Here is a 22899-nt window from a genome sequence, read left to right on the forward strand (position 1 = left end):
CTAGGCGCGTTCGAGGATCGCCGTGACGCCCAGGCCGCCGGCGGCGCAGATGGAGATCAGGCCGCGTACCGGGGTGCCGTCGGCGGCCGGTTCGCGCTCGGCCAGCAGCTCGGCGAGGGTGGCGACGATGCGGGCGCCGGTCGCGGCGAAGGGGTGGCCGGTGGCGAGCGAGGAGCCGGCGACGTTGAGCCGGTCGCGGTCCACGGGGGCCAGCCCCTGCTTCTCCCAGGCGGCGAGGGTGGCCAGCACCTGGGAGGCGAACGCCTCGTGGATCTCGACCAGGTCGAAGTCCTCGATGCCGAGCCCGGCCCGCGCCAGCATCCGCGGCACGGCGTACGCGGGCGCCATCAGCAGCCCGTCGTCCCCGTCCACGAAGTCCACGGCGGCCGTCTCGTAGGCGGTGAGGTACGCGAGCGGCTTCAGGCCGCGCTCCCGTGCCCACTCCTCGCTCGCCAGCAGCACGGTCGCCGCGCCGTCCGTGAGCGGCGTGGAGTTGCCGGCCGTCATGGTCGCGTCGCCGTCCCGGACGCCGAACACCGGCTTGAGCCGGGCGAGCTTCTCCACCGTGGAGTCCGGGCGGAGGTTCTGGTCCCGGTCCAGGCCGCGGAAGGGCACGACGAGGTCCTTGAGGAAGCCGCGGTCGTACGCGGCGGCCAGCCGCTGGTGGCTGGCCGCGGCCAGGGCGTCCTGGGGCTCCCGCTGGATGCCCCACTTCCTGGCCGTACGGGCCGCGTGCTCGCCCATGGACAGGCCGGTGCGCGGCTCGGCGTTGCGCGGGATCTCGGGGACGAGGTGGCGCGGCCGGATGCGGGCGAGCTGCTTCAGGCGGGCGCCGGCCGACTTCGCGCGGCGGGTGGCCAGCAGGATCTTCCGCAGCTCCTCGTTGACGCCGAGCGGGGCGTCGCTGGCGGTGTCGGAGCCGGCGGCGATCGCGCTGTCCAGCTGGCCGAGCGCGATCTTGTTGGCGGCGGTGATGACGGCTTGGAGGCCGGTGCCGCAGGCCTGCTGGATGTCGTACGCGGGGGTGCGCGGGTCCAGCCCGGAGCCGAGCACCGTCTCGCGTGCCAGGTTGAAGTCGCGGCTGTGCTTGAGCACCGCGCCCGCGACGACCTCGCCGATCCGCTCGCCCTCCAGGTCGAACCGGCCGACCAGGCCGTCCAGCGCGGCGGTCAGCAGCTCCTGGTTGGAGGCGGTGGCGTACGGGCCGTCCGAGCGGGCGAAGGGGATGCGGCTGCCGCCGATCACCGCGACCCGCCGGATGCCCGCGGTGTTCTCCTGCGTACTCATCCTCGACCAGCTCCTGACCCTTGAGTAACCTTACTCAGAAGTAAATTTACGCGAGAACCAGGAGCCGGCCAATGCCCGATCGCTACCTTCGTTTCACGCAATCCGGCCCGGGTCGCTTCGTGACCCGCCGGCTGGGCCTGCCGCAGCCGGCCCCGCTGCACCGCTGGAGCGCGGAACGGCCGGTACTGGAGGGCCCGCTTCTGCTCATGACGGCCGGCAAGAGCACGGCCGACCCCGCCGCCGTACTGGCGCGCACCGGGCTGCCCGTGCACACCACCCGCGAGGACGGGGCGCGGTACGCGGCGGTCGTCGTGGACGCCACCGGAGCGGGCGACGTGGCGGCCCTGCGTGAGGTCCACGAGGGGCTGCACCCCGTGATGCGGTCGCTGACGGACGACGCCCGGCTGATCGTGCTCGGCTCGGCGCCCGACCCGGCGGACCACCACCAGGCCGCCGCGCAGCAGGCTCTCGAAGGGTTCGTACGGTCGCTGGGCAAGGAAGCGGGCGGCGGGCGCACGGCCCAGCTGCTGCGGCTGGCGCCGGACGCCGCCGAAGCGGCCGAGTCCACCCTCCGCTTCCTCCTCTCCCCCCGCTCCGCGTACGTCAGCGGGCAGGTCATCGGCGTCCAGGCCACCGAAACGATCACCGCACCCGAGGACCGGGACCGGCCGCTGGCCGGCCGCACGGCGCTGGTGACCGGCGCCGCACGCGGCATCGGCGAGGCGGTCGCGGAGACGCTGGCCCGGTACGGCGCGCGGGTGGTCTGCCTCGATGTGCCGCAGGCCGAGGCGGACGTACGGGCGGTCGCCGAGCGGCTGGGCGGGCAGGCCCTCACGCTCGACATCACCGCGGCGGACGCGGGCGAGCGGATCGCCGCGGCCCTCCCCGACGGCCTCGACGTACTGGTCCACAACGCGGGCATCACGCGCGACCGGCGGCTGGCCAACATGGCGGCCGACCGCTGGGACGCCGTCCTGGACGTCAACCTCGCCGCGGTGCTCCGCACGACCGACCAGCTGCTGGCCGCGGGGACGCTGCGGCGCGGCACCGGCCGGATCGTCGCCACCGCGTCCATCGCCGGGATCGCGGGCAACACGGGCCAGACCAACTACGCGGCCAGCAAGGCCGGCATCATCGGCCTGGTCCGCTCGCTCGCCCCGCGCGCCGCCGCCGAACACGGCGTCACGGTCAACGCGGTCGCGCCCGGCTTCATCGAGACGAAGATGACCGCCGCCGTGCCCTTCTTCATCCGCGAGGCCGGCCGCCGGATGAACTCGCTCGGCCAGGGCGGCCTCCCGGTCGACGTCGCGGAGACCATCGCCTGGCTCGCGGACCCCGCCTCCGGCGGCGTCAACGGCCAGGTCGTGCGGGTGTGCGGGCAGAGCCTGCTGGGGGCGTGATGACGGACACGAGGACGGACCGGACGCTGGGGCGCGCGCCGCGCCTGATGCCGGCACTGGGCAAAGGGGTGCTGACGGGGATCGGCAAGCGGCCCCGGGCGGACGCGCCGCTGCCGGCCGTACGGCTCACCCTGCCCGGCGTACGGGCCGATGCCGCGCATACCGCCGCGTACGCCGAGGTCTGCGGCTTCACCGCGCACGCCCCCACCCTGCCGGTCACCTACCCGCACATCCTGGGCTTTCCGCTAGCCGCGCGCCTGATGAGCGCCCGCGCCTTCCCCCTCCCGATGCTCGGCCTCGTCCACACCACGATCGAGATCGTCCAGTACGCGCCGCTGCACGCCGCCGAGCCGCTGGACCTGGCGGTCCACGCCCGGGAACTCCGCCCCCACCGCCGCGGCACGGAGGCCGTCATGGTGACGGAAGCCCGCCGCGCCGGCGAACTGGTCTGGGAGGACCGCAGCACGTACCTGGCCCGGCACCGCACGGAGGCCGCACCGGGCACTCCCCTACCGGCCACGGCCGCGGGGTCGGCGCCCCCGGACGCTCCCGAACTGCCGCTCCGCGCCGAGTGGCGGCTGCCCGCCGACCTCGGCCGCCGCCACGCCGCCGTCTCCGGCGACTACAACCCGATCCACCTGTACCCGCTCACGGCCCGCCCGCTGGGCTTCCCGCGCGCCATCGCCCACGGCATGTGGACCTTCGCCCGCTGCGCCGCCGAGGCCGTCCCCCCGGATGCCCCGGCCCTCCGCATCGCGGCCGACTTCCGCGCCCCGGCCCTCCTCCCCACCACGGTGACGTACGCCTCGAACGGCCGGGCCTTCGCCCTCCGCGGCGGCCCCGGCCACGAGTCCCGCGTGCACCTCACGGGGGAGGCGGAGGTCAGGACCTGAGCATGCCGCTCCTGCACGAGCAGCCACAACGGCGCGGCAGCCGCCCGGCGCACCATGCGGGGCGGCGCCCCTCACGCCCGGGAGACCCGTACGCGATCCCCCGCGGTGCAGGCGCTCACCCGCCCGGTGCCCAGCGAGCGCCCGACATCAGGGGGCCCAGGCCCGTCCAGGCGAAGTTCATGAGGGTGGCGGCGGTTTCCTTCGCGGAGGGGCGGGTGTCGGCGGGGCGTGCGTTGGCCCACTCGGCGAGGGATTCGGCGGCGCCGACGAGGGCGTGGGAGAGGCCGGAGACCTCGCGCTCGGCCAGGTTCTCGTCGCAGCCCGCCTCCCGCGCGGCGGCACCGATCAGGCCGATCACGAACTCGGTGATCTCGGCTCGCATCGCGGCGACCTCCAGCGCGAACGGCTCGCCGTGCGTCCGGGCCTGCTGGTGCAGCACCGCCCAGCCGTCCGGGTGTTCGGCGGTGTGCGCGAAGAAGCCCTGCAGGCCGCTCCACAGCTGCCGGTCGGCCGGCGCCCCGGCCTCCACGGCGGCCCGTACGGCGGCGACCAGGGCCGCGGCCTCCCGCCGGATGACCGCGCTGAACAGCTCTTCCTTGGAGTTCAGGTAGAGGTAGACCAGCGGCTTGGAGACGCCGGCGACCTCGGCGATCTCGTCCATGGAGGCGGCGCGGTAGCCGCGCCGCGCGAAGGTCAGCACGGCCGCGTCCATCATCTGCTGCTCGCGCACCGCCCGCGGTACCCGCTTGCTCTTCACGTCACCCACACCGAACGTCCTTCCGACCCGCCCTCTTACCGCGAAGTAAGTTTACGGATCCGCCCGCACGAGGCCCGTCCCGCGCGGGCGTCATGCCATTGACGGGGCCGCCTTCCACGCGAGACGATACGGTTCGTTGCGCGAGACGTAGCGTCTCGCCGCGAGGAGGGAGGACGCCATGGACGACGGACAGTACGTGGAGGTGGCGCCCGGGGTGCGGCTGTGGGCCGAACAGCGGGGTGCGGCCGACGCCCCCGCGCTGCTGCTGATCATGGGGGCGCAGGCGTCCGGGCCGGGCTGGCCCGACGAGCTGGTCGACGCGCTCGCCGCGCACCACCGGGTCATCCGCTACGACCACCGCGACACCGGCCGCTCCCCCTGGGCGTTCGACGAGCGGCCGTACCGGATCACGGACCTGGCCGAGGACGCGATCGGCGTGCTCGACGGGCTGGGCGTGGCGCGGGCGCACATCGTCGGGATGTCGCTCGGCGGCATGCTCGCGCAGCTGCTCATCGCCGACCATCCGGACCGGGTGTCGAGCGCGACGCTGATCGGGACGTGCGCGCTGAGCACGACGGATCACATACGGCCCGACGGTGCCCGGGTGCCGGTCGGAGAGCTGCCGGGCATCGCGCCGGAGATCCTGGAGGAGTGGGCGAAGCCCGTCGAGGACCTCGGGCCCGAGGCCGAGCTGGACCGGCGGGTCGCGCACTGGCGGCTGCTCAGCGGCGGTGGCATCCCGTTCGACGCGGAGTACTTCCGCGCGCTGGAACGGCGGATCATCGCGCACGCGGGGCGGTACGACACCAACGGCGCGCACGGCCGGGCCGACGACTCGGGGATGCTGCGGACGGCGGAGCTGGCCGGAACCGAGGTGCCCACGCTCGTCGTCCGCGCCACCGCCGAACCGGTGTTCCCACCGCCGCACGCGGACCACCTGGCGCAGGTCATCGGGCACAACACCCGGATCGTGGAGATTCCGGGGATGGGCCACGCGCTGCCCCGGGAGGTGCTGGGGCCGCTGGCCGACGCGATCCTGGAGCGCACCGTTCGGTTCCGTAGGGCCCCCTGACACGCGAGCGCCCCGGAGCCGGGTGGCTCCGGGGCGCTGTGCCCGTACGGGAAGGGGCCGGTCGGCCCGGGGGTCAGCCGGCGGCGGTCGCCGGGACGGCGACCTTCTGCTCCGCCTCGTCGGCAGCGGCGGCCGTGCCGTCGTCACCGATGCTGATACTGGTGGCGCGGGTGTACGCGTCGCGGTCCAGGATCTTCTCCTTGGCGGAGACCAGGATCGGGACGACGACCTGACCGGCCACGTTGGTGGCGGTACGCATCATGTCCAGGATCGGGTCGATGGCCATGAGGAGACCGACACCGGCCAGCGGCAGGCCGAGCGTGGACAGGGTCAGGGTCAGCATGACCGTGGCGCCGGTGAGGCCCGCGGTGGCGGCCGAGCCGATGACCGAGACGAAGGCGATCAGGACGTAGTCGGCGATGCTGAGGTGCACGTCGAAGATCTGCGCGATGAAGATCGCGGCGAGCGCCGGGTAGATGGAGGCGCAGCCGTCCATCTTGGTGGTCGAGCCGAAGGGCACGGCGAAGGACGCGTACTCCTTCGGGACGCCGAGGCGCTCGGTGACCTTCTGGGTGACCGGCATCGTGCCGACCGAGGAGCGGGAGACGAAGGCCAGCTGGATCGCGGGCCAGGCGCCGCGGAAGAACTGCAGCGGGTTGACCTTGGCGACCGTGGCGAGCAGCAGCGGGTAGACGCCGAACATCACCAGCGCGCAGCCGACGTAGATGTCGACGGTGAAGGTCGCGTACTTGCCGATGAGGTTCCAGCCGTACGTGGCGATCGCGTTGCCGATGAGGCCGAGGGTGCCCAGCGGGGCGAGGCGGATGACCCACCACAGGGCCTTCTGCAGCAGCTCCAGCGCCGAGCGGCTGATCTTCAGGACCGGCTCCGCCTTCTCGCCCAGCTGGAGCGCGGCGATGCCGACGACGGCCGCCATGAACACGATCTGCAGGACCTGCAGATCGGTGAAGGGCGTGATGATGTTGGTCGGGATGATCCCGGTCAGGAAGTCGATCCAGGTGCCGGCGTGGTCGGGCTTGGAGCCGTCGGCGGGCGTGAGGCCGGTGCCGGAGCCGGGGTTGGTGAGCAGGCCGATCGCCATGCCGATGGCCACCGCGATCAGCGAAGTGATCATGAACCACAGCAGGGTGCGGGTGGCGAGCCGGGCTGCGTTGTTGACCTGCCGCAGGTTGGTGATCGACACCACAATGGCGAAGAAGACCAGCGGCGCCACGGCCAGCTTCAGCAGCTGGACGAAGAGCTCACCGATCTTGCCGAGGGTGGTGACCAGCCAGCTGACGTCGCCGCTCTTGGCGATCCAGCCGAGGAGCACACCGAGGACGAGACCCAGCAGGATCTGGGCCCAGAACGGAACTCTCGGTATGCGGGAGGTCTTGGCGGAAGTCTCGGAAGACGTGGACAACGGGCACACTCCGGGTGCGTACAGACTTCGGGAAGAGGGCGTGAGCGCCAGGAGGTCCGTTGGCGGGATCTCCGGCCGCAGGGCTGGACGTCGCGGGGACGTCAGCGGCGGCAACAGGCCGCGGACACACAGCGGCAAAGATCGACGTGCAGGCGCGCCACGAGCGTGAGGCTCATGGGGAACGGGTGCGCTACTGCTGTCTTCATGTCCGATACGTTAACACTTGAACTTTGGGGTACTCAAAGAAAATCTTTGGCCCCTTCGGCCCCGGACCGGACAGTGCACGCCAACGCCCGCCCATGGAGCGGAAACTCCACGGGCGGGCGTGAACGGTATGTGAGCTGTTCTACAGGCCGGCGAGCCGACCGGACGGCGTCGTCAGGCGCCGTCCTCCTGGCTGCGGTTGGCGGCGAGCCGCTCCTTCTGGCGGTCGACCCGCGCCACGATCTGCTCGGACATGGCGTCCCGCTGCTTGCGCAGCAGCACGAAGCTGAGCGGCGCGGAGATCACGATGGCGAGCAGCAGCATCCAGACGGTGTTCGAGGCGCCCACGGCCAGCGGGATGACGTGCAGGTACGCGAGGCCCCAGACGACCGCGAAGCAGACGACAAAGAGGCCCAGGCGGGAAGCGGTGTACAGGAGTGAGGCGTGCTTCTGGCTGCTCAAGGACGGACCTTCTTCTCAACGACAACCGAAAGGGTCTGCATCCAGTCAAGCACAGCCCCCTGTGCGATCTTTCGCGCCCCCGGCGCCGGGCCCGTCAGGCCACTTCACGCCACATCGTGATGTCGTCGCGGTAGTCGTCGTCGGCGACCTTTATCGCGTCGGGGACCCGGCCGACCTCCTTGTATCCGCAGGAGCCGTAGAAGCGGTCCGCTCCGGTGCCGCCGCGGCAGGTGAGCCGGAGGCCGCGTATCCCCTCGGTGTCCCGCGCGGCGTCCTCGACCGCCGCCATCAGCTCGCGTCCCACGCCCTGACCCTGCAGCGAGGGGTGCACCATCACGCTGTAGACCCACAGCCAGTGCCGCATGAGGCGGTGGGTGTTCGCGTACACGAAGGCGGTGGCGAGCGGGGTGCTCGACGCGTCCTGGCCGACGATCAGCCGGGCCCGGCCCTCGGCCATCGCCGCCAGGTGCTTGACCAGCTCGGGACGGATGTCCTCGCGGGTCACGGGCGGCACGAACCCGACCGCGCCGCCGGCGTTGGAGACGTCCGCCCACAGCGCGCAGACGCCGTCGCGCAGCTCCGGAGTGACGGCAGGGTCCCGATGGAAGCGGATGGTCATGTTCTGGACCTTAGACGTCACCACTGACAACGCGCGGCGCGCCAGGTCACAGGCGCACCGAGCGCTGGGTCACACGCGTACCGGACGCCGTACGGGCAAGCGCTGAACGGCGTCAGACGCGCATCGGCTGCGGCTCGTCGCGGCGGTTCGCGTCCGGCCCCGGGTACTCGTTGATGATCTCGTACCGGGTGTTCCGCTCGACCGGCCGGAAGCCCGCGTCCCGGATGAGATCCAGCAGGTCCTCGCGGGTGAGCTTGTTCGGCGTGCCGTAGTTGTCGGCGTCGTGCGTGATCTTGTACTCGACGACCGAGCCGTCCATGTCGTCCGCGCCGTGCTGCATCGCCAGCTGCGTGGTCTGCAGGCCGTGCATCACCCAGAAGCACTTCACGTGCGGCACGTTGTCGAACAGCAGCCGGGAGACCGCGAAGGTCTTCAGCGCCTCGGCTCCGGTGGCCATCGTCGTGCGGGCCTGGAGCTTGTTGCGGACCTTGCCGTCCTTCATGTCCACGAAGTCGTGCTGGTAGCGCAGCGGGATGAAGACCTGGAAGCCGCCGGTCTCGTCCTGCAGCTCGCGCAGGCGCAGCACGTGGTCGACGCGGTGGCGTGGCTCCTCGATGTGGCCGTACAGCATCGTCGAGGGCGTCTTGAGGCCCTTCTGGTGGGCCAGGCGGTGGATCCGCGACCAGTCCTCCCAGTGGGTGCGGTGGTCGACGATGTGCTGCCGGACCTCCCAGTCGAAGATCTCGGCGCCGCCGCCGGTCAGCGACTCCAGGCCCGCGTCGATCAGCTCGTCGAGGATGTCCGAGGCGTCCAGGCCCGAGATGGACTCGAAGTGGTGGATCTCGGTGGCGGTGAAGGCCTTCAGCCCGACGTTCGGCAGCGCCTCCTTGAGGGCCTTCAGGGAGCGGGGGTAGTAGCGCCAGGGCAGGTTCGGGTGCAGGCCGTTGACGATGTGCAGCTCGGTGAGGTTCTCGGTCTCCATCGCCTTGGCCAGGCGGACGGCCTCCTCGATGCGCATCGTGTAGGCGTCCTTCTCACCCGGCTTGCGCTGGAAGGAGCAGTACGCACAGGAGGCGGTGCACACGTTCGTCATGTTGAGGTGCCGGTTGACGTTGAAGTGCACCACGTCGCCGTTCTTACGGGTGCGCACCTCGTGCGCGAGGCCGCCGAGCCACGCCAGGTCGTCGGACTCGTACAGGGCGATGCCGTCCTCACGGGTCAGCCGCTCACCGGCGTGGACCTTCTCCTCCAGCTCGCGCTTGAGCCCAGCGTCCATTCCGGTCGCCCTCCATTGTTCTGCCGAATAACAAACCTCATCGACCTTACTCCCCCGATTTTCCGGCCGGGCGGCGCGCCCGTGCGCAGCCGCCCCGGGCCGTCACACCTCTTCGGGGAGCTCCCCGACGCGGTTCTCCCACTTGGTGGAGAGCACGACGGTGGTACGCGTCCGGGACACGCCCTTCGTGCCGGAGAGCCGCCGGATGGTCCGCTCCAGGCCGTCCACGTCACCCACCCGGACCTTGAGCATGTACGAGTCGTCCCCCGCGATGAACCAGCAGTCCTCGATCTCGGCGAGGTCGCGCAGCCGCTGGGCCAGCTCCTCGTGATCGGTGGCGTCCGTGAGCGAGATGCCGACCAGGGCCGTGACGCCCAGGCCCAGCGAGGCGGCGTCGACGGTGGCGCGATAACCGGTGATCACGCCGGCCGACTCCAGCCGGTTGATGCGGTCCGTGACGCTGGGGCCGGAGAGACCCACGAGCCGGCCGAGCTCCGCGTACGAGGCCCTGCCGTTCTCGCGCAGTGCCTGAATGAGCTGCCTGTCCACCGCGTCCATTGCGTCCCCGACCTTTCAATCTTTCCGCACTGCCACTACTGATTACAGAATCTAAGGCATGCAGGGCGATTTGGCCTGCAATCCCAGGTAAAAAACGGAGTTGAGTTACCGATTTCTGCTGGGGCGGCCGACGTCGCCGCCGCCCTCCCCGTGCGGCGCACCGCCGCCGCCCCCGCTGCCGCGCGACGCCCCGCCGAGCTCGCCCTCCCAGCGCCGGTACAGCCCGTGCGGCACCGCCGCCGCGTCCAGCGCCCGGCCGGCCACGAAGTCCACCAGGTCCTGGATGTGCGTCGCCCCCGCGTAAAAGGCAGGCGAGGCCGGCAGCACCACGGCGCCCGCCTCGTCCAGGGCGACCAGGTGCTTGAGGGTCTGCCCGTTCAGCGGCGTCTCGCGCACCGCGACGACCAGTTTCCTGCGCTCCTTCAGCGTCACGCTCGCCGTCCGCTGCAGCAGGTCCTTCGACAGCCCCAGCGCCACCCCGGCCACGCACGCCGTACTGGCCGGCACGATCAGCATGCCCTTGGCCGGGTACGAGCCCGACGACGGGCCCGCCGCCAGATCACCGGCCGGCCAGTGCCGTACGTCCGCCAGGTCCGCTTCGGTGACCGGAAAGGTGTCCGGCTTGCCGTCCGCGCCCCGCGCGAGCCACTCGCGCAGGTCCGTGCGCCAGTGCGCGTCCCGGAAGGAGATCCCGGTCTCGTCCCGCAGCGTCAGCCGCGAGGCCCGGCTCACGACGAGGTCCACGGCCTCTCCCGCCGCGAGCAGCCCACGCAGCACGGACGCGGCGTACGGGGTCCCGGACGCACCGGAGATCCCGACGACCCACGGCCTGCGGTCGGTGCCGGCGTGCTGACTGGTGACGATGTGCGGCGGCTCCACGGCACCGAGCCTATCCGGCGGAACCAGAAGCACCGTCACAGCCGTTGTTGCTTGTGAGCTCGTACGGCCACGCCGGCCGCACGGACTCGGCGGAGAACCGGTGCGCAGGTGAGGAGGGCCGACATGGGACCACGCGCCAAGCCCGCCGCGCTGCTGGTGCTGGCCTGGGTCGCGATGTTGTGGGTCCTGGAGGCGGTGGACGCCGCCAGCGACCACGCCCTGGACACCTTCGGCATCCGGCCCCGCGAGCTGAGCGAACTGATCGACGTGATCCCCGCGACCGCCGTCCACTTCGGCTTCGCCCACCTGATGGCCAACACCCTCCCGCTGCTCGTGCTCGGCTTTTTGGCCGGGCTCCGCTCCGGGGTCCGCAGACTGGCCGGCGTCGCGCTGCTCATCGCCGTCGTGAGCGGCCTGGGCGTCTGGCTGATATCGCCGCCGGGGAGCAACACCGCGGGCGTCTCCGGCGTGATCTTCGGGCTCTTCGGCTATCTCGTCGTGCGCGGCTTCATCGAGCGCAAGGCCCTGGACATCGCCATCGGCCTGCTCGTCGCGGTGCTCTACGGCTCGATCCTGTGGGGCGCGCTGCCGGCAGCGGAGGGCATCAGCTGGCAGGCGCACCTCTTCGGGCTGGCCGGCGGGGTGCTCGCCGCCTACGTCTTCCGCGTCCGGACTCCGGCCCTCCGCTCCCCCGGTCGCGTCCCGTAGTCTCGCCTGCACGCGGCCGCACCGGACCTACGGCGCGCGCCGCCCGTGTCCAGCGCCACGCGCGTGAGAGTTACGTCATCGGGGGGATCAGCCCATGGTCGAATTCGACAAGTCCGCATCCGAGCCGCCGGCCGACGGCCGGCCGCCGCAGAACGACCAGCAGCCGCCGCAGCCCCCACAGGGCGGCCAGCCGTACGGCCAGCAGCCCCAGCAGCCGCAGCAGCCGCAGGGGGGCCAGCCGGGTGCCGCGCCCGGGTACGGCCAGCCCTACGGCGCCGCGCCCGGAGCCCAGCAGTACGGGGGCCAGCAGTACGGGGGCCAGCACTACGGGGGTCAGCAGTACGGCGCGTACGTCCCCGGTGGGGAGCAGCCGCAGCAGCCGTACGGCGCGCCCGGCGCCCCGGGCTGGGGCGGCCAGCCCGGGTACGGCGGGTACCCCGCACCGCCCCGCCCCTCGACCTCCCCCGCGATGTGGGCGCACCTCGGCGCGCTGCTGACCGTCTTCGTCGGCACGGGCATGTGCTGCATCGGCATGCTGTGCGGCTGGATCGCCCCGCTCGCCATCCGCGGCAACGGCCAGAACGAGCAGGACCCGTACATCCGCCACCACACCGCCCAGGGGATGAACTACGGCATCACCCAGGCGATCATGGCGGTGATCACCGGCGCGCTGTACTTCGCGGTGGTCGTCGGCGGTGCCGTGTCCGCCGACAGCGGGACGGGCGACCCGGGGGCGGCGTTCTTCATCCCCCTGATCGCCTATTTCGTGATCTTCGGCGGGTACTGGGTCACCGTGCTGGTCTTCGGGATCCTCGGCACGGTGAAGGCCAACAGCGGCGAGCTGTGGTCCTACCCCAAGTTCGTGGCCTGGCGCTTCATCAAGAACTGAGGAGCATCGAAAACTGAGGCGCATCCAGAACTGAGGGGCGTCAAGAACTGAGGCCGCACGCCCGCACGGCGACGGTCATCGGCGCACGGACGCACGAGGGGCCGGTACCCACGCGGTACCGGCCCCTCGTGCGTGTTCTGCGTGATCGTGTTCAGCGTGCGCGTGCCGCCGTCAGGGCGTCAGCCCGCGGACGAGCAGGTCCAGCAGCGCGCAGACGAACAGCGCGATGCCGATGAAGCCGTTGACCTGGAAGAACGCCCGGTTCAGCCGCGAGAGGTCATGCGGCCGGACGATCGTGTGCTCGTACAGGAACGCGCCCGCGACGATCACCAGGCCGATCCAGAAGAACACCCCGGCGCCGGTGGCCAGCGCGAACCACACGAACAGCGCCGTGGTGACCGTGTGGCAGGCGCGCGCGCCCCAGATGGCGGCCGGGATGCCGAAGCGCGCCGGTACGGACTTCACGCCGACCTCACGGTCGGTCTCGACGTCCTGGCACGCGTAGATCAGGTCGAAGCCGCCGATCCAGACGCCCACCGCGAGGCCCAGGATCACCGCTTCCCAGGACCACTCGCCGGTGATCGCCAGCCAGCCGCCGACCGGGCCCATGGCCTGGGCGAGGCCGAGGATGGCCTGCGGGAAGTTCGTGAACCGCTTGCCGTACGGATAGACCACCATCGGGATCACCGCGACGGGGGCGAGGGCCAGGCACAGCGGGTTGAGCAGCGCGGCCGCGGCGAGGAAGACGACGACGGCGACCAGCGCGCCCGTCCAGGCGTGCTTCACCGACATCGCGCCGGTGACCAGCTCGCGGTGGGCGGTGCGCGGATTGCGGGCGTCGATCTCGCGGTCGATGATCCGGTTCGCGGCCATGGCGAAGGTGCGCAGGCCCACCATCGCGACGGTGACGAGCAGCAGCTCCCACCAGTGCACGGTGCCGTCCACCCGGAACATCGCGGTCAGCGCGGCGATGTAGGCGAAGGGCAGCGCGAAGACCGAGTGCTCGATCATGACCAGGCGCAGGAAGGCCTTGGTACGGCCTGGTTGCGGGATGGCCGCTGAGGCGCTGCTCACAGGCCGTACTCCTTCCATCGGCGGGTCACCTTGTCCGCGGTCGCGGGGTCCGAGTCGACCATCTCCGGCCAGCCGCCGTCGCGGGTGTACCCCTCCTCGGGCCACTTCGCGGTCGCGTCGATCCCGGCCTTGCCGCCCCAGAACTGCTGGTAGGAGGCGTGGTCCAGGTGGTCGACCGGGCCCTCGACGACCGTCAGGTCGCGGGCGTAGTCGGTGTTGCCCAGCGCCCGCCAGGCGACCTCGTGGTAGTTGTGCACGTCGCAGTCGGCGTCCACCACCACGATCAGCTTGGTCAGGGACATCATGTGCGCGCCCCAGATGGCGTGCATGACCTTCTGCGCGTGCTTGGGGTACTTCTTGTCGATCGAGACGATCGCGCAGTTGTGGAAGCCCCCGGCCTCCGGCAGGTGGTAGTCCACGATGTCCGGAATGATGATCTTGAGCAGCGGGAGGAAGAACCGCTCCGTGGCCCGGCCCAGCGGCCCGTCCTCCGTCGGCGGCCGGCCGACCACGATCGACTGGAGCAGCGGACGCTTGCGCATCGTGACGCAGTCGATGGTGAGCGCCGGGAAGTCCTCCTGCGGCGTGTAGAAGCCGGTGTGGTCCCCGAAGGGGCCCTCGGGCCGCATCTCGCCCGGCTCCAGCCAGCCCTCCAGCACCACCTCGGCGTTGGCCGGGACCTGCAGCGGCACGGTCTGGCAGTCGACCATCTCGATCCGCTTGCCCTGCACGAAGCCGGCGAAGAGGTACTCGTCGATGTCGCCGGGCAGCGGCGCGGTCGAGGCGTACGTCACGGCCGGCGGGCAGCCGAAGGCGATGGCGACCGGCAGCCGCTCGCCGCGCTTGGCGGCGGCCTGGTAGTGGTTCCGGCTGTCCTTGTGGATCTGCCAGTGCATGCCGATGGTGCGCTTGTCGTGGCGCTGGAGGCGGTACAGGCCGAGGTTGCGGACGCCGGTCTCGGGATGCTTGGTGTGGGTCAGGCCCAGGTTGAAGAACGAGCCGCCGTCCTCGGGCCAGGTGAACAGGGCCGGCAGCCGGTCCAGGTCCACCTCGTCGCCCTTGAGGACGACCTCCTGCACGGGCGCGTCGTCGGCCTTCACCTTGCGCGGCGGGACGTGCGTCATGTTCGCGAGCTTGCCGAACGCCTCGCGGATGCCGACGAAGCCCTGCGGCAGCTCGGGCTTGAGCAGGCCGCCGATCGTGTTGCTGATCTCGTCGTAGGACTTCAGGCCCAGCGCCTTGAGCAGGCGGCGGTCGGTGCCGTAGACGTTCATGGCCAGCGGCATCGCCGAGCCCTTGACGTTCTCGAAGAGAAGCGCGGGGCCGCCGGCCTTCTGCACGCGGTCGACGATCTCCCCGACCTCCAGGTGTGGGTCGACCTCGGCCTTGATGCGCTTGAGGTCGCCTTCGCGGTCGAGCGCGCGCAGGAACGAGCGAAGATCGTCATAAGCCATGCATCCCAGTATCCGGTACGCACTACCCTGGACTGGTCACTGGGGCCGCGCTCACCGGCCCGCCCGGCCACTCCCAGGGGGAGCGACACATGCTGCGGGTGCTGATGATCCTGGTGCCGCTGGCACTGAGCATCTACGCGTTCATCGACTGCGTCACCACCGATGAGAAGCATGTGCGTCACATGCCGAAACCGCTGTGGGCGATCCTCGTGCTGCTCTTCCCGCTCGTCGGTTCGGTGTCCTGGCTGATCGCCGGGAAGGACCGTGCCGCGCTGGCCGCGGAGGGCGGCGGCGCCGGTCGCGGGCGCGGCGGCTGGGTCGCGCCGGACGACAACCCCGAGTTCCTGCAGAAGCTGGGCACGCAGGAGCGGGCGCAGCGGCGGGACGCGGACGAGGCGCTGCTCAAGGACTGGGAGGCGGACCTCAAGCGCCGCGAGGAGGACCTGCGCCGCCGCGAGGCCGGCGAACGGCCACAGTCCGGCGAGCGGTCGCAGTCCGGCGAGCCCCGCGAGAGCGGGGAGCGGCGCGAGACCGGGGAGCGGGACGAATGAGCGGACCGGACGCGCCGGACGCGGCCGGGATGCTGGCCGCCGCGGTGGCCGAGGCCCGGGCCGGGCTCGCCTCCGGCGGCATCCCGATCGGCGCCGCGCTGTATGGCGCCGACGGCACGCTGCTGGGGCGCGGCCACAATCGCCGGGTGCAGGACGGCGACCCGTCGGCGCACGCCGAGACCGCGGCGTTCCGGGCCGCGGGGCGACCGAGTAGCTGGAGCGCGCAGCGCTCTCCGTCGGGGGCGGTGGCGGGAGACGGGCGGGCGTACAAGGGCACGACCATGGTCACCACGCTCTCACCGTGCTGGTACTGCAGCGGGCTGGTGCGCCAGTTCGGGATCTCCCGGGTGGTGATCGGCGAGGCGCGGACCTTCCACGGCGGCCACGACTGGCTGGCCGAGCACGGCGTGGAGGTCGTGCTGCTGGACGATCCGGAGTGCGTGGCGATGATGCGCGACTTCATCGCCGAGCGGCCCGCACTGTGGCACGAGGACATCGGCGAGGACTGAGCGGACCGCGAAGCACCGACCCGGCCGAAGGGTCCGGTGACACGTTCGGTGGCGGAAGAGCCGCCGTTCGGCCGACAGGGCGCCGGGCGCGCGCTGAAATACCGTCAGAAAGCCTGGTACGCGCCCTAAGCTGACGCCGTCCTCAAGATCGTCCGCGTAACGTGCCTGGCCAGCGCCTTTTGCCAGGCAATGTTCGGCTGTTCATGGTCAATTGATGCATGATTCACGCATCTCCTCCTGCCTGCCGCGCCTCCTTGCCGCGACAGTCGGTCCGGCCCCTGGGGAATGACCCCGCGGCCGGACCGACTCAAGGAGACACACAGGGAGGGGCCCCGATGCCCGACATGACCCGACGCAGACTCCTCGGCTCCGCGGTGGGCGCGGTGGCCGGCGGCGCCGCGCTCTCGCTGCTGCCACCGAGCGTGCGGCAGGCCGTCGCGGCCGGGCCGCCCCGGAACGGCTCGCTCGACGACATCGAGCACGTCGTGCTGCTGATGCAGGAGAACCGTTCGTTCGACCACTACTTCGGGACGCTGCGCGGCGTACGCGGCTTCGCCGACCCCGCCGCGCTCACCCTCTCCACCGGCCGCTCGGTCTTCCACCAGCCGGACGCCGAGAACCCGGACGGCTACCTGCTGCCGTTCCACCTGGACACGCACAAGTCCAGCGCCCAGGCCATACCGTCCACCAGCCACGCCTGGTCCGTGCAGCACGAGGCCTGGAACGGCGGCAAGATGGACCGCTGGCTGCCCGCGCACCGCAAGGCGGACGGCAGGAACGGCCCGTACGTGATGGGCTACCACAAGCGCTCGGACATCCCCTTCCACTTCGCGCTCGCCGAGGCGTTCACCGTCTGCGACCACTACTTCTGCTCCGTCTTCGGGCCCACCTGGCCGAACCGGCTGTACTGGATGACCGGCACCATCGACCCCGGCGGCACCCGGGGCGGCCCGGTCCTGGACAACATCGCGCCCGAGCCGTACCGCTGGACGACGTACGCCGAACGGCTGCAGGCGGCCGGCGTGAGCTGGAAGGTCTACCAGCAGGACGACGACTACGGCTGCAACCTCCTGGAGCAGTTCCAGACCTTCCGGGATGCCGAGCCCGGCGACGCGCTGTACGAGCGGGGCGTGCGGCCGCAGCCCGCCGGCACCTTCGAGGACGACGCGCGCAACGACCGGCTGCCGGCCGTCTCCTGGATCATCCCGACGGCCGCGGAGTCCGAGCACCCCGACTACCTGCCGGCCGCCGGCGCCGACTTCGTCGCGCGCAAGATCGAGGCCATCGCGAGCAACCCGAAGGTGTGGCGGAAGACCGCCTTCATCCTGAACTACGACGAGAACGACGGCCTCTTCGACCACGTCCCGCCGCCGGTGCCGCCGGCCGGGACGAAGGACGAGTTCGTCGGCGGGCTGCCCATCGGCGGCGGCTTCCGCGTCCCGGCCCTGATCGTCTCGCCCTGGACGGTGGGCGGCTGGGCCGCGGGCGACACCTTCGACCACACCTCGGTCCTGCAGTTCCTGGAGCGCTTCACCGGCGTCGAGGAACCGAACATCTCCGACTGGCGCCGCGCCACGTTCGGCGACCTGACCTCGGCGTTCGGCTTCGGGCAAGCCGCACAGCGCCCGCCGCGGCTGCCGCGGGACACCGCCGACCAGCTGGCCGAGGCCAAGCGCGAGGTCGCCACCCTCCCCGAGCCGACCCTGCCCGGCGCGGACCAGACCCCGCCCCGCCAGGAGCGCGGCAACCGCAGGCGCCGCTGATCCGCCCCCGGCCGCGGCGTACCACCAGACGTACCACCGAAGCGCACGAAAACCGGTGGCACGCCGCGGCCGCATGGCGCACGCTGATCCCCCATGAACGACCGTCAGACCCCGCCGGCCCGGCAGATCAGGGCCGCGCACACCGACACCACCGTCACCGTCTACCAGGCCTACGCCCCCGCACTCGGCGAGCCCACCGCCCGCGACGGGCGCTTCCCCGCCGCGTGGAAGCGGGACCGCATGACGTGGATCAAGCCGTCGTTCCTGTGGATGATGTACCGCTGCGGCTGGGGCACCAAGCCCGACCAGGAGTGCGTCCTGGCCCTGGAGATCGACCGCACCGGCTTCGACCGGGCGCTCGGCCACGCCTGCCTCTCGCACTTCGACCCGGCCGAGCACGCCGACCACGCCGCCTGGAAGCAGGCGCTGCGCGAGTCCCCCGCCCGAGTCCAGTGGGACCCGGAGCGCGATCTGCACCTGCGCCCGCTCGGGCACCGTTCGCTCCAGCTCGGCCTGTCCGGCGAGGCCGCCCGGCGCTACGCCGACGAGTGGCTCGTCACCGTCCGCGACGTCACCCCGCTCGCCCGCCGGATCCGGACCCTCGTACAGGAGGGTGACCTGGCGGCGGCGCGCGCCCTGCTGCCGCGCGAACTCCCGTACCCCGCGCCGGAATCCACGCCCGGAATCAGCCCGCTCGTTTGATCTCCGGTCGGCGCAGCGGCCCCGCCCCCGGCAACGGCAGCACGGCCCCCGCCCCCGTCGCATCGGCGGCCGGCAGCGCCGTCGTGGTGACGGAAAAAGCGGACCGGGACCGTGCGGCGCCGAAGCGCGCACGGTCCCGGTACCGGAAGTGCGGCGGATCAGACCCCGGCGTAGGAGTGCAGGCCGGTGACGAAGATGTTCACGCCGTAGTAGTTGAAGAGGTAGCAGGCGAAGGCGATCAGGGCCAGGTAGGCGGCCTTGCGGCCCTTCCATCCCGCGGTGGCGCGCGCGTGCAGGTAGCAGGCGTAGGCCACCCACGTGATGAAGGACCAGACCTCCTTGGGGTCCCAGCCCCAGTAGCGGCCCCAGGCGGCCTCGGCCCAGATGGCGCCCGCGATGATCGTGAAGGTCCACAGCGGGAAGACGGTCGCGTTGATGCGGTACGCGAACTTGTCCAGCGTGGCGGCGGCGGGCAGCCGCTCCAGGACGGACTTGGCGAAGGCGCCGGGCTGCTTGCCCGCGGGGTCGGCGAGCTTCGCCTCGTACCGGTCGCGGAAGAGGTACAGCAGGGTGGCGACCGCGCCCATGTAGAGCACCGCGCCGGAGATGATCGCGCAGCTGACGTGGATCCACAGCCAGTACGAGTGCAGCGCCGGGACGAGCTGGTCGCTGGCGGTGTAGAGGACCGAGACGGCCAGGCCCAGGTCCAGCAGGACGGTGGTGACCAGCGGCAGGCCGAGCCAGCGGACGTTCTTCTTGGTCATCAGCAGGACCAGGTACACGGCCACCGCGACCGCGGCGAAGGTCGTGGAGAACTCGTACATGTTGCCCCAGGGGGCACGCTCCACCGACAGCGCGCGGGTGACCACGCCGCCGACGTGGATCAGCCACGCCAGCGTGGTCAGCGAGACGGCGATCCGGCCGTACAGGTCGCCCTTCTCGGTGCCGCCGTGCGCGCCGACGCCGTCGGGCACGTCCCGGCTGCCGGCCGCGGAGCGGGTGACGACCTTGGGCCGGTCCAGGACGGCGGTGCCACCGGCCTGCGCCGTGGACCGCACCGTCACGGCGGGCGCCGCCGCTTTCTCCCCGGTGAGCGCGGCGGCCGTACGGCCCACCTTGCTGCGGCTGCCGAAGACCCACTCCGCCATGTGCGCGAGGAACGCCAGGGTGTAGATCGCCATCGCCGAATAGATCAGCGTGTTGCTGGTATTGGCCAGGTTCTCGTTGGCCGCGGCCGCGAGGTTCACGCGCGCGCTCCTTCGGAGGGGTCAGCATTGCCGGCGGAGTCGGACGGCTCCGCGGAGTCTTCAGAGTCTGGGGCCGGGGACGTGGACGCCGGTTTCTCCCCGTCCTCGTCCACCGCCTGAGGCGCGTCCGGCTGGAGGGCGTACGCCAGGTCCGCCAGCTCCTCGGGGAGCTTCGGGGACTCGCTGCGGCCGAGGCCTGCGATCTCCACGACGGTGACGCCGTCGGGGCCCGGTTCGGCCCGCACCCACACCCGGCGGCGCTGGATGAACAGCGAGGCGGCCAGGCCCAGCAGCGCGGCGACCGCGCCGCCCAGCGCGAGCTCGTTGCCGGGCTGGTGGGAGATGGTGAAGCTGGCCCACTGCTTGACGCCGTCGAACCGGATGCTGCCGTCTCCGTTCGGCAGCTTCATGGTCTGGCCCTGCTCCATCATCTGGGCGAAGGGCGCGCCGTCCTTCTTGTACTGCTTCAGGTTCTTCGTCTCCAGCTGGTAGACGTTCTGCGGCAGGCCGGAGTCCACGCCCAGGTCACCGTGGTACGCGGTGAGGGTGAGGCGGGGATTGTCCAGTGCCGGGAAGACGGAGAACATCGAGCCGGAGCCCTTGCCGCCGAAGGTCGGGACGAAGAAGCCCTGGAAGCCCAGCTGGTTCTTCTTGCCGTCCTTGGTCTTGGCGCCGGGGACCTTCACCACGCCGCTGGAGGTGAAGTTCTTCTGGTCCTGCGGGAGGAAGGGGACCGCGCCCTCGTAGACGACCTTGCCGGTGCCGTCCTTGACGGTGACCTCGGGGGCGTAGCCGTGCGAGAGCAGGTAGACCCGGTCGCCGCCGATGTCCAGCGGCTCGTTGACCTTGATCGAGGTCTTGTGCTCCTTGCCGTCGGCACCGCTGAAGTAGGTGACGTCGGCGCGGAAGACGCGCGGGGTGCCGGTCTGCGGGCCGGAGCGCTCGTACGTGGCGACGAACTTGTCGAGCTGGAAGCCGAACGGCGCAAGGTCGTCGGTGTCGAAGAACGAGCCGGACTTGAAGTCGTCGAACTGGGTCAGGCTGTTGGAGAAGCCGTCGCCCTCGGCGATCAGCTTGCCGCCCTCGGACTTCCACAGCTGGCCGACGGCGAAGGCCACCAGCATGACGATCAGCGCGATGTGGAAGAGCAGGTTGCCGGCCTCGCGGAGGTATCCCTTCTCCGAGGCGACCGCGCTGCCCACGACATGGGTGCGGAAGCGGCGCTTCTTCAGCGTCCGCCGGGCCGCTTCGAGGACCTGCTCGGGCTCGGCGGTGGTGCGCCAGGTGGCGTACGCGGGCAGCCGGGTCAGGCGGCGCGGGGCGCCCGGCGGGCGGCTGCGCAGCTGGCCGACGAACTGCCAGGTCCGCGGGATGATGCAGCCGATCAGCGAGATGAACAGCAGCAGGTAGATCGCGGAGAACCACACCGAGCTGTAGACGTGGAACATCCCCAGCTTGTCGTAGAGCGGCCCGAGGATGTCGTGCTGCTTCTTGAACTCGTCGACCTTGACCGGGTTGATGCTGGTCTGCGGGATCAGCGAGCCGGGCACGGCGCCGAGCGAGAGCAGGAAGAGCAGGATCAGCGCCACCCGCATGGAGGTCAGCTGGCGCCAGAACCAGCGGGCCCAGCCGATCGGCCCGAGGGACGGCAGGGAGAGCTCTTCCTTGGGCGCCGTGGAGAGCTGGGACCCGGCCGCGCCCAGGTCGGGCTCGTTCTCGCGGGTGTCGGTCTTGGCGGTCATCGATCAGATCCCAACGGTGAAGCCTGTGGTCCAGCTCTGCAGTTCGGACATCATGCTGTCCCAGATTCCTGTGACGAGCAGGACGCCGATCACCACGAGCAGCCCGCCACCGGTCCGCATCACCCAGACATAGTGCCGCTTGACCCAGCCGAACGCGCCGAGCGCCTTGCGGAAGGCCAGCGCGACCAGGATGAAGGGCAGGCCGAGGCCGATGCAGTACGCGATGGTCAGCAGCGCGCCGCGGCCGGCGCTGGCCTCGTTGAACGACAGGGCGTTCACGGCGGTCAGGGTGGGGCCCAGGCACGGCGTCCAGCCGACCCCGAAGAGCACGCCGAGCACGGGCGCGCCCACCAGCCCCATGGCCGGCCGCTTGTGCAGCATCCGGAACTCGCGCTGCCCGAACCGGCCCAGCACCCCCATGAAGGTGAGGCCGAGCAGGATGGTCAGGGCGCCCAGCACCCGGGAGATGACGTCCTTGTAGTCCTGGAGCGTCTGTCCGAAGTACCCGAACAGGGCACCGCCGGACACGAAGACGACGGTGAAGCCGAGGACGAAGAGGGAGGCGCCGGTGAGCATCCGGCCGCGCCGGGCCTCACCGAGGTCGGTGCCGGTGACGCCGGTCACGTACGACATGTAGCCCGGTACGAGGGGCAGCACGCACGGCGAGAAGAAGGACACCAGGCCGCCGAGGAGGGCGACCGGCAGGGCGACCAGCAGGGCACCGGTGAGCACCGTGTGGTTCGGGGCTGTGCCGGCTACGGCGAGCACGCTCACGGGATCACTTCTCCGCGATCAGCGGGTCGATCATCTTGCGCAGCTCGCTCTCGCTGAGCGGGGTGAGCGCGCGGGCCGCGATCCGGCCCTTGCGGTCGATCGCGATGGTGGTCGGGATGGCCTGCGGGTTCAGGCTGCCCTTGGGGAAGCGCAGCATGAGCTTGCCCATCGGGTCGTACAGGCTCGGGTAGGGGATCTTGTGCTGCTCCTCGAAACTGACCGCCTGGGTCTTCTTGGAGTCCCGGGTGTTGATCCCGAGGAACTGCACGCCCTTGCTCTTGGTCTCCTTGGCGACCTTGGCGAAGTTCGGCGCCTCGGCGATGCAGGGCGCGCACCAGGATCCCCAGATGTTGAGGACGACGACCTTGCCCTTGTAGTCGGCGGCGTCGAGGTGCTTGCCCTCGGTGGACTCGCCGGAGATGTCGGGGGCCTGCTGCCGGTCGGCGGGCTTGACCGTGTCGACGCCGTCCTTGCCCTGGACGAACTTGGTCTGCTGCGACCCTCCTGAGGTGCCTCCTGATCCGCAGGCGCTCAGCAGCACGGCGGCGGCCGCGGCGCCGGCGGCCGGCAGGAGCAGGCGGCGGCGGGTGACGCGGCGGGGGACGCGGCAGGCACTCATGTGAAAAGTTTCGCATGAGCCTTTTGTGGATCTTCCG

Annotated in this window: 23 protein-coding genes; 9 read left to right on the forward strand and 14 right to left on the reverse strand. The window is 71.3% G+C overall.

The features are described 5' to 3' along the window. A complete protein-coding gene (locus tag IF20_RS10745) occupies positions 1-1287 on the reverse strand; it encodes an acetyl-CoA C-acetyltransferase (protein ID WP_052864839.1) in 1287 nt (428 codons plus the stop codon). 71 nt (positions 1288-1358) lie between these two features. Here IF20_RS10745 and IF20_RS10750 point away from each other — a divergent pair, with 71 nt between their 5' ends. Both IF20_RS10750 and IF20_RS10755 read left to right on the forward strand, forming a co-directional pair. Continuing rightward, the gene (locus tag IF20_RS10750) at positions 1359-2687 is read left to right on the forward strand and encodes a 3-oxoacyl-ACP reductase (protein ID WP_052864840.1); all 1329 of its coding nucleotides are present in this window, start codon (positions 1359-1361) and stop codon (positions 2685-2687) included. Continuing rightward, on the forward strand, positions 2687-3580 hold the full coding sequence (locus IF20_RS10755; RefSeq protein ID WP_052864841.1) for a MaoC family dehydratase: 894 nt from the start codon (positions 2687-2689) through the stop codon (positions 3578-3580). The genes IF20_RS10750 and IF20_RS10755 overlap by 1 nt, the downstream gene beginning before the upstream one ends. A gap of 115 nt (positions 3581-3695) precedes the next feature. On the opposite strand, the gene IF20_RS10760 is transcribed toward IF20_RS10755, so the two are convergent. After that, the gene (locus IF20_RS10760; RefSeq protein ID WP_052864842.1) at positions 3696-4346 is read right to left on the reverse strand and encodes a TetR/AcrR family transcriptional regulator; all 651 of its coding nucleotides are present in this window, start codon (positions 4344-4346) and stop codon (positions 3696-3698) included. A gap of 169 nt (positions 4347-4515) precedes the next feature. Here IF20_RS10760 and IF20_RS10765 point away from each other — a divergent pair, with 169 nt between their 5' ends. Beyond that, positions 4516-5409, forward strand: coding sequence for an alpha/beta fold hydrolase (locus IF20_RS10765; RefSeq protein ID WP_052864843.1), 894 nt, complete (start codon positions 4516-4518; stop codon positions 5407-5409). Positions 5410-5482: 73 nt separating this feature from the next. Here the strand turns inward: IF20_RS10765 and IF20_RS10770 are convergent, their stop codons facing one another. From IF20_RS10770 to IF20_RS10795, 6 genes are all read right to left on the reverse strand, one after another. Continuing rightward, complete coding sequence (locus IF20_RS10770; protein WP_052864844.1) at positions 5483-6832, reverse strand: dicarboxylate/amino acid:cation symporter; 1350 nt, start codon at positions 6830-6832, stop codon at positions 5483-5485. A gap of 378 nt (positions 6833-7210) precedes the next feature. Then, entirely contained in the window at positions 7211-7498 is a 288-nt protein-coding gene (locus IF20_RS10775) for a DUF4229 domain-containing protein (protein ID WP_052864845.1), read from the reverse strand. 94 nt (positions 7499-7592) lie between these two features. Next, on the reverse strand, positions 7593-8117 hold the full coding sequence (locus IF20_RS10780; protein ID WP_052864846.1) for a GNAT family N-acetyltransferase: 525 nt from the start codon (positions 8115-8117) through the stop codon (positions 7593-7595). Between the two features lie 112 nt (positions 8118-8229). Further along, entirely contained in the window at positions 8230-9393 is a 1164-nt protein-coding gene (gene mqnE, locus IF20_RS10785) for an aminofutalosine synthase MqnE (RefSeq protein ID WP_052864847.1), read from the reverse strand. A gap of 102 nt (positions 9394-9495) precedes the next feature. Beyond that, complete coding sequence (locus IF20_RS10790; protein WP_052864848.1) at positions 9496-9951, reverse strand: Lrp/AsnC family transcriptional regulator; 456 nt, start codon at positions 9949-9951, stop codon at positions 9496-9498. Positions 9952-10056: 105 nt separating this feature from the next. After that, on the reverse strand, positions 10057-10830 hold the full coding sequence (locus IF20_RS10795; RefSeq protein WP_052864849.1) for a UbiX family flavin prenyltransferase: 774 nt from the start codon (positions 10828-10830) through the stop codon (positions 10057-10059). A 123-nt stretch (positions 10831-10953) separates the two neighbouring features. Here IF20_RS10795 and IF20_RS10800 point away from each other — a divergent pair, with 123 nt between their 5' ends. After that, on the forward strand, positions 10954-11538 hold the full coding sequence (locus tag IF20_RS10800; protein WP_052864850.1) for a rhomboid family intramembrane serine protease: 585 nt from the start codon (positions 10954-10956) through the stop codon (positions 11536-11538). A 94-nt stretch (positions 11539-11632) separates the two neighbouring features. Further along, the gene (locus IF20_RS37570) at positions 11633-12427 is read left to right on the forward strand and encodes a DUF4870 domain-containing protein (protein WP_110944046.1); all 795 of its coding nucleotides are present in this window, start codon (positions 11633-11635) and stop codon (positions 12425-12427) included. Between the two features lie 171 nt (positions 12428-12598). Here the strand turns inward: IF20_RS37570 and mqnP are convergent, their stop codons facing one another. Both mqnP and IF20_RS10820 read right to left on the reverse strand, forming a co-directional pair. Next, complete coding sequence (gene mqnP / locus IF20_RS10815) at positions 12599-13501, reverse strand: menaquinone biosynthesis prenyltransferase MqnP (protein WP_052864853.1); 903 nt, start codon at positions 13499-13501, stop codon at positions 12599-12601. Then, positions 13498-14955, reverse strand: a complete 1458-nt coding sequence (locus IF20_RS10820) for a menaquinone biosynthesis decarboxylase (RefSeq protein WP_052864854.1) — start codon at positions 14953-14955, stop codon at positions 13498-13500. The genes mqnP and IF20_RS10820 overlap by 4 nt, the downstream gene beginning before the upstream one ends. 89 nt (positions 14956-15044) lie before the next feature. Between IF20_RS10820 and IF20_RS10825 the strand changes: the two genes are divergently transcribed. The 4 genes from IF20_RS10825 to IF20_RS10840 all read left to right on the forward strand — a co-directional run bounded on the left by IF20_RS10825 (position 15045) and on the right by IF20_RS10840 (position 18480). Next, positions 15045-15506, forward strand: coding sequence for a PLD nuclease N-terminal domain-containing protein (locus IF20_RS10825; protein ID WP_052864855.1), 462 nt, complete (start codon positions 15045-15047; stop codon positions 15504-15506). Next, positions 15503-16015 (forward strand): nucleoside deaminase, encoded by a 513-nt coding sequence (locus IF20_RS10830; RefSeq protein WP_052864856.1) that lies wholly within the window; start codon positions 15503-15505, stop codon positions 16013-16015. The genes IF20_RS10825 and IF20_RS10830 overlap by 4 nt, the downstream gene beginning before the upstream one ends. 335 nt (positions 16016-16350) lie before the next feature. Further along, positions 16351-17778, forward strand: coding sequence for an alkaline phosphatase family protein (locus IF20_RS10835; protein WP_052864857.1), 1428 nt, complete (start codon positions 16351-16353; stop codon positions 17776-17778). Between the two features lie 93 nt (positions 17779-17871). Then, positions 17872-18480: a DUF4291 domain-containing protein gene (locus IF20_RS10840; RefSeq protein WP_052864858.1), complete on the forward strand. Its 609-nt coding sequence runs from the start codon at positions 17872-17874 to the stop codon at positions 18478-18480. 158 nt (positions 18481-18638) lie between these two features. Here IF20_RS10840 and ccsB read toward each other — a convergent pair whose 3' ends face one another. From ccsB to IF20_RS10860, 4 genes are read right to left on the reverse strand one after another with little or no spacing between them, the layout of a single operon-like run. Further along, the gene (gene ccsB / locus IF20_RS10845; RefSeq protein WP_052864859.1) at positions 18639-19727 is read right to left on the reverse strand and encodes a c-type cytochrome biogenesis protein CcsB; all 1089 of its coding nucleotides are present in this window, start codon (positions 19725-19727) and stop codon (positions 18639-18641) included. Further along, positions 19724-21469 carry a cytochrome c biogenesis protein ResB gene (gene resB / locus IF20_RS10850; protein ID WP_052864860.1) on the reverse strand — a complete coding sequence of 582 codons (1746 nt, stop codon included), beginning with the start codon at positions 21467-21469 and terminating at the stop codon, positions 19724-19726. Before resB ends, ccsB begins: the two co-directional genes overlap by 4 nt. A gap of 3 nt (positions 21470-21472) precedes the next feature. Beyond that, a complete protein-coding gene (locus tag IF20_RS10855) occupies positions 21473-22237 on the reverse strand; it encodes a cytochrome c biogenesis CcdA family protein (protein WP_052864922.1) in 765 nt (254 codons plus the stop codon). A 10-nt stretch (positions 22238-22247) separates the two neighbouring features. Continuing rightward, on the reverse strand, positions 22248-22862 hold the full coding sequence (locus tag IF20_RS10860) for a TlpA family protein disulfide reductase (RefSeq protein ID WP_052864861.1): 615 nt from the start codon (positions 22860-22862) through the stop codon (positions 22248-22250). Between the last annotated feature and the right edge of the window lie 37 nt (positions 22863-22899).

The organism is Streptomyces niger, from assembly GCF_000718305.1.
In the GTDB taxonomy this organism is placed as follows: Bacteria; Actinomycetota; Actinomycetes; order Streptomycetales; family Streptomycetaceae; genus Streptomyces; species Streptomyces niger.

What these genes read in the sequence shown, in the direction of transcription:
- IF20_RS10745 (WP_052864839.1), bottom strand. Translation starts at nt 1,287, where the DNA reads ATGAGTACGCAGGAGAACACCGCGGGCATCCGGCGGGTCGCGGTGATC.
- IF20_RS10750 (WP_052864840.1), top strand. Translation starts at nt 1,359, where the DNA reads ATGCCCGATCGCTACCTTCGTTTCACGCAATCCGGCCCGGGTCGCTTC.
- IF20_RS10755 (WP_052864841.1), top strand. Translation starts at nt 2,687, where the DNA reads ATGACGGACACGAGGACGGACCGGACGCTGGGGCGCGCGCCGCGCCTG.
- IF20_RS10765 (WP_052864843.1), top strand. Translation starts at nt 4,516, where the DNA reads ATGGACGACGGACAGTACGTGGAGGTGGCGCCCGGGGTGCGGCTGTGG.
- IF20_RS10780 (WP_052864846.1), bottom strand. Translation starts at nt 8,117, where the DNA reads ATGACCATCCGCTTCCATCGGGACCCTGCCGTCACTCCGGAGCTGCGC.
- mqnE (WP_052864847.1), bottom strand. Translation starts at nt 9,393, where the DNA reads ATGGACGCTGGGCTCAAGCGCGAGCTGGAGGAGAAGGTCCACGCCGGT.
- IF20_RS10790 (WP_052864848.1), bottom strand. Translation starts at nt 9,951, where the DNA reads ATGGACGCGGTGGACAGGCAGCTCATTCAGGCACTGCGCGAGAACGGC.
- IF20_RS10800 (WP_052864850.1), top strand. Translation starts at nt 10,954, where the DNA reads ATGGGACCACGCGCCAAGCCCGCCGCGCTGCTGGTGCTGGCCTGGGTC.
- IF20_RS37570 (WP_110944046.1), top strand. Translation starts at nt 11,633, where the DNA reads ATGGTCGAATTCGACAAGTCCGCATCCGAGCCGCCGGCCGACGGCCGG.
- IF20_RS10820 (WP_052864854.1), bottom strand. Translation starts at nt 14,955, where the DNA reads ATGGCTTATGACGATCTTCGCTCGTTCCTGCGCGCGCTCGACCGCGAA.
- IF20_RS10825 (WP_052864855.1), top strand. Translation starts at nt 15,045, where the DNA reads ATGCTGCGGGTGCTGATGATCCTGGTGCCGCTGGCACTGAGCATCTAC.
- IF20_RS10830 (WP_052864856.1), top strand. Translation starts at nt 15,503, where the DNA reads ATGAGCGGACCGGACGCGCCGGACGCGGCCGGGATGCTGGCCGCCGCG.
- IF20_RS10835 (WP_052864857.1), top strand. Translation starts at nt 16,351, where the DNA reads ATGCCCGACATGACCCGACGCAGACTCCTCGGCTCCGCGGTGGGCGCG.
- IF20_RS10840 (WP_052864858.1), top strand. Translation starts at nt 17,872, where the DNA reads ATGAACGACCGTCAGACCCCGCCGGCCCGGCAGATCAGGGCCGCGCAC.
- resB (WP_052864860.1), bottom strand. Translation starts at nt 21,469, where the DNA reads ATGACCGCCAAGACCGACACCCGCGAGAACGAGCCCGACCTGGGCGCG.
- IF20_RS10860 (WP_052864861.1), bottom strand. Translation starts at nt 22,862, where the DNA reads ATGAGTGCCTGCCGCGTCCCCCGCCGCGTCACCCGCCGCCGCCTGCTC.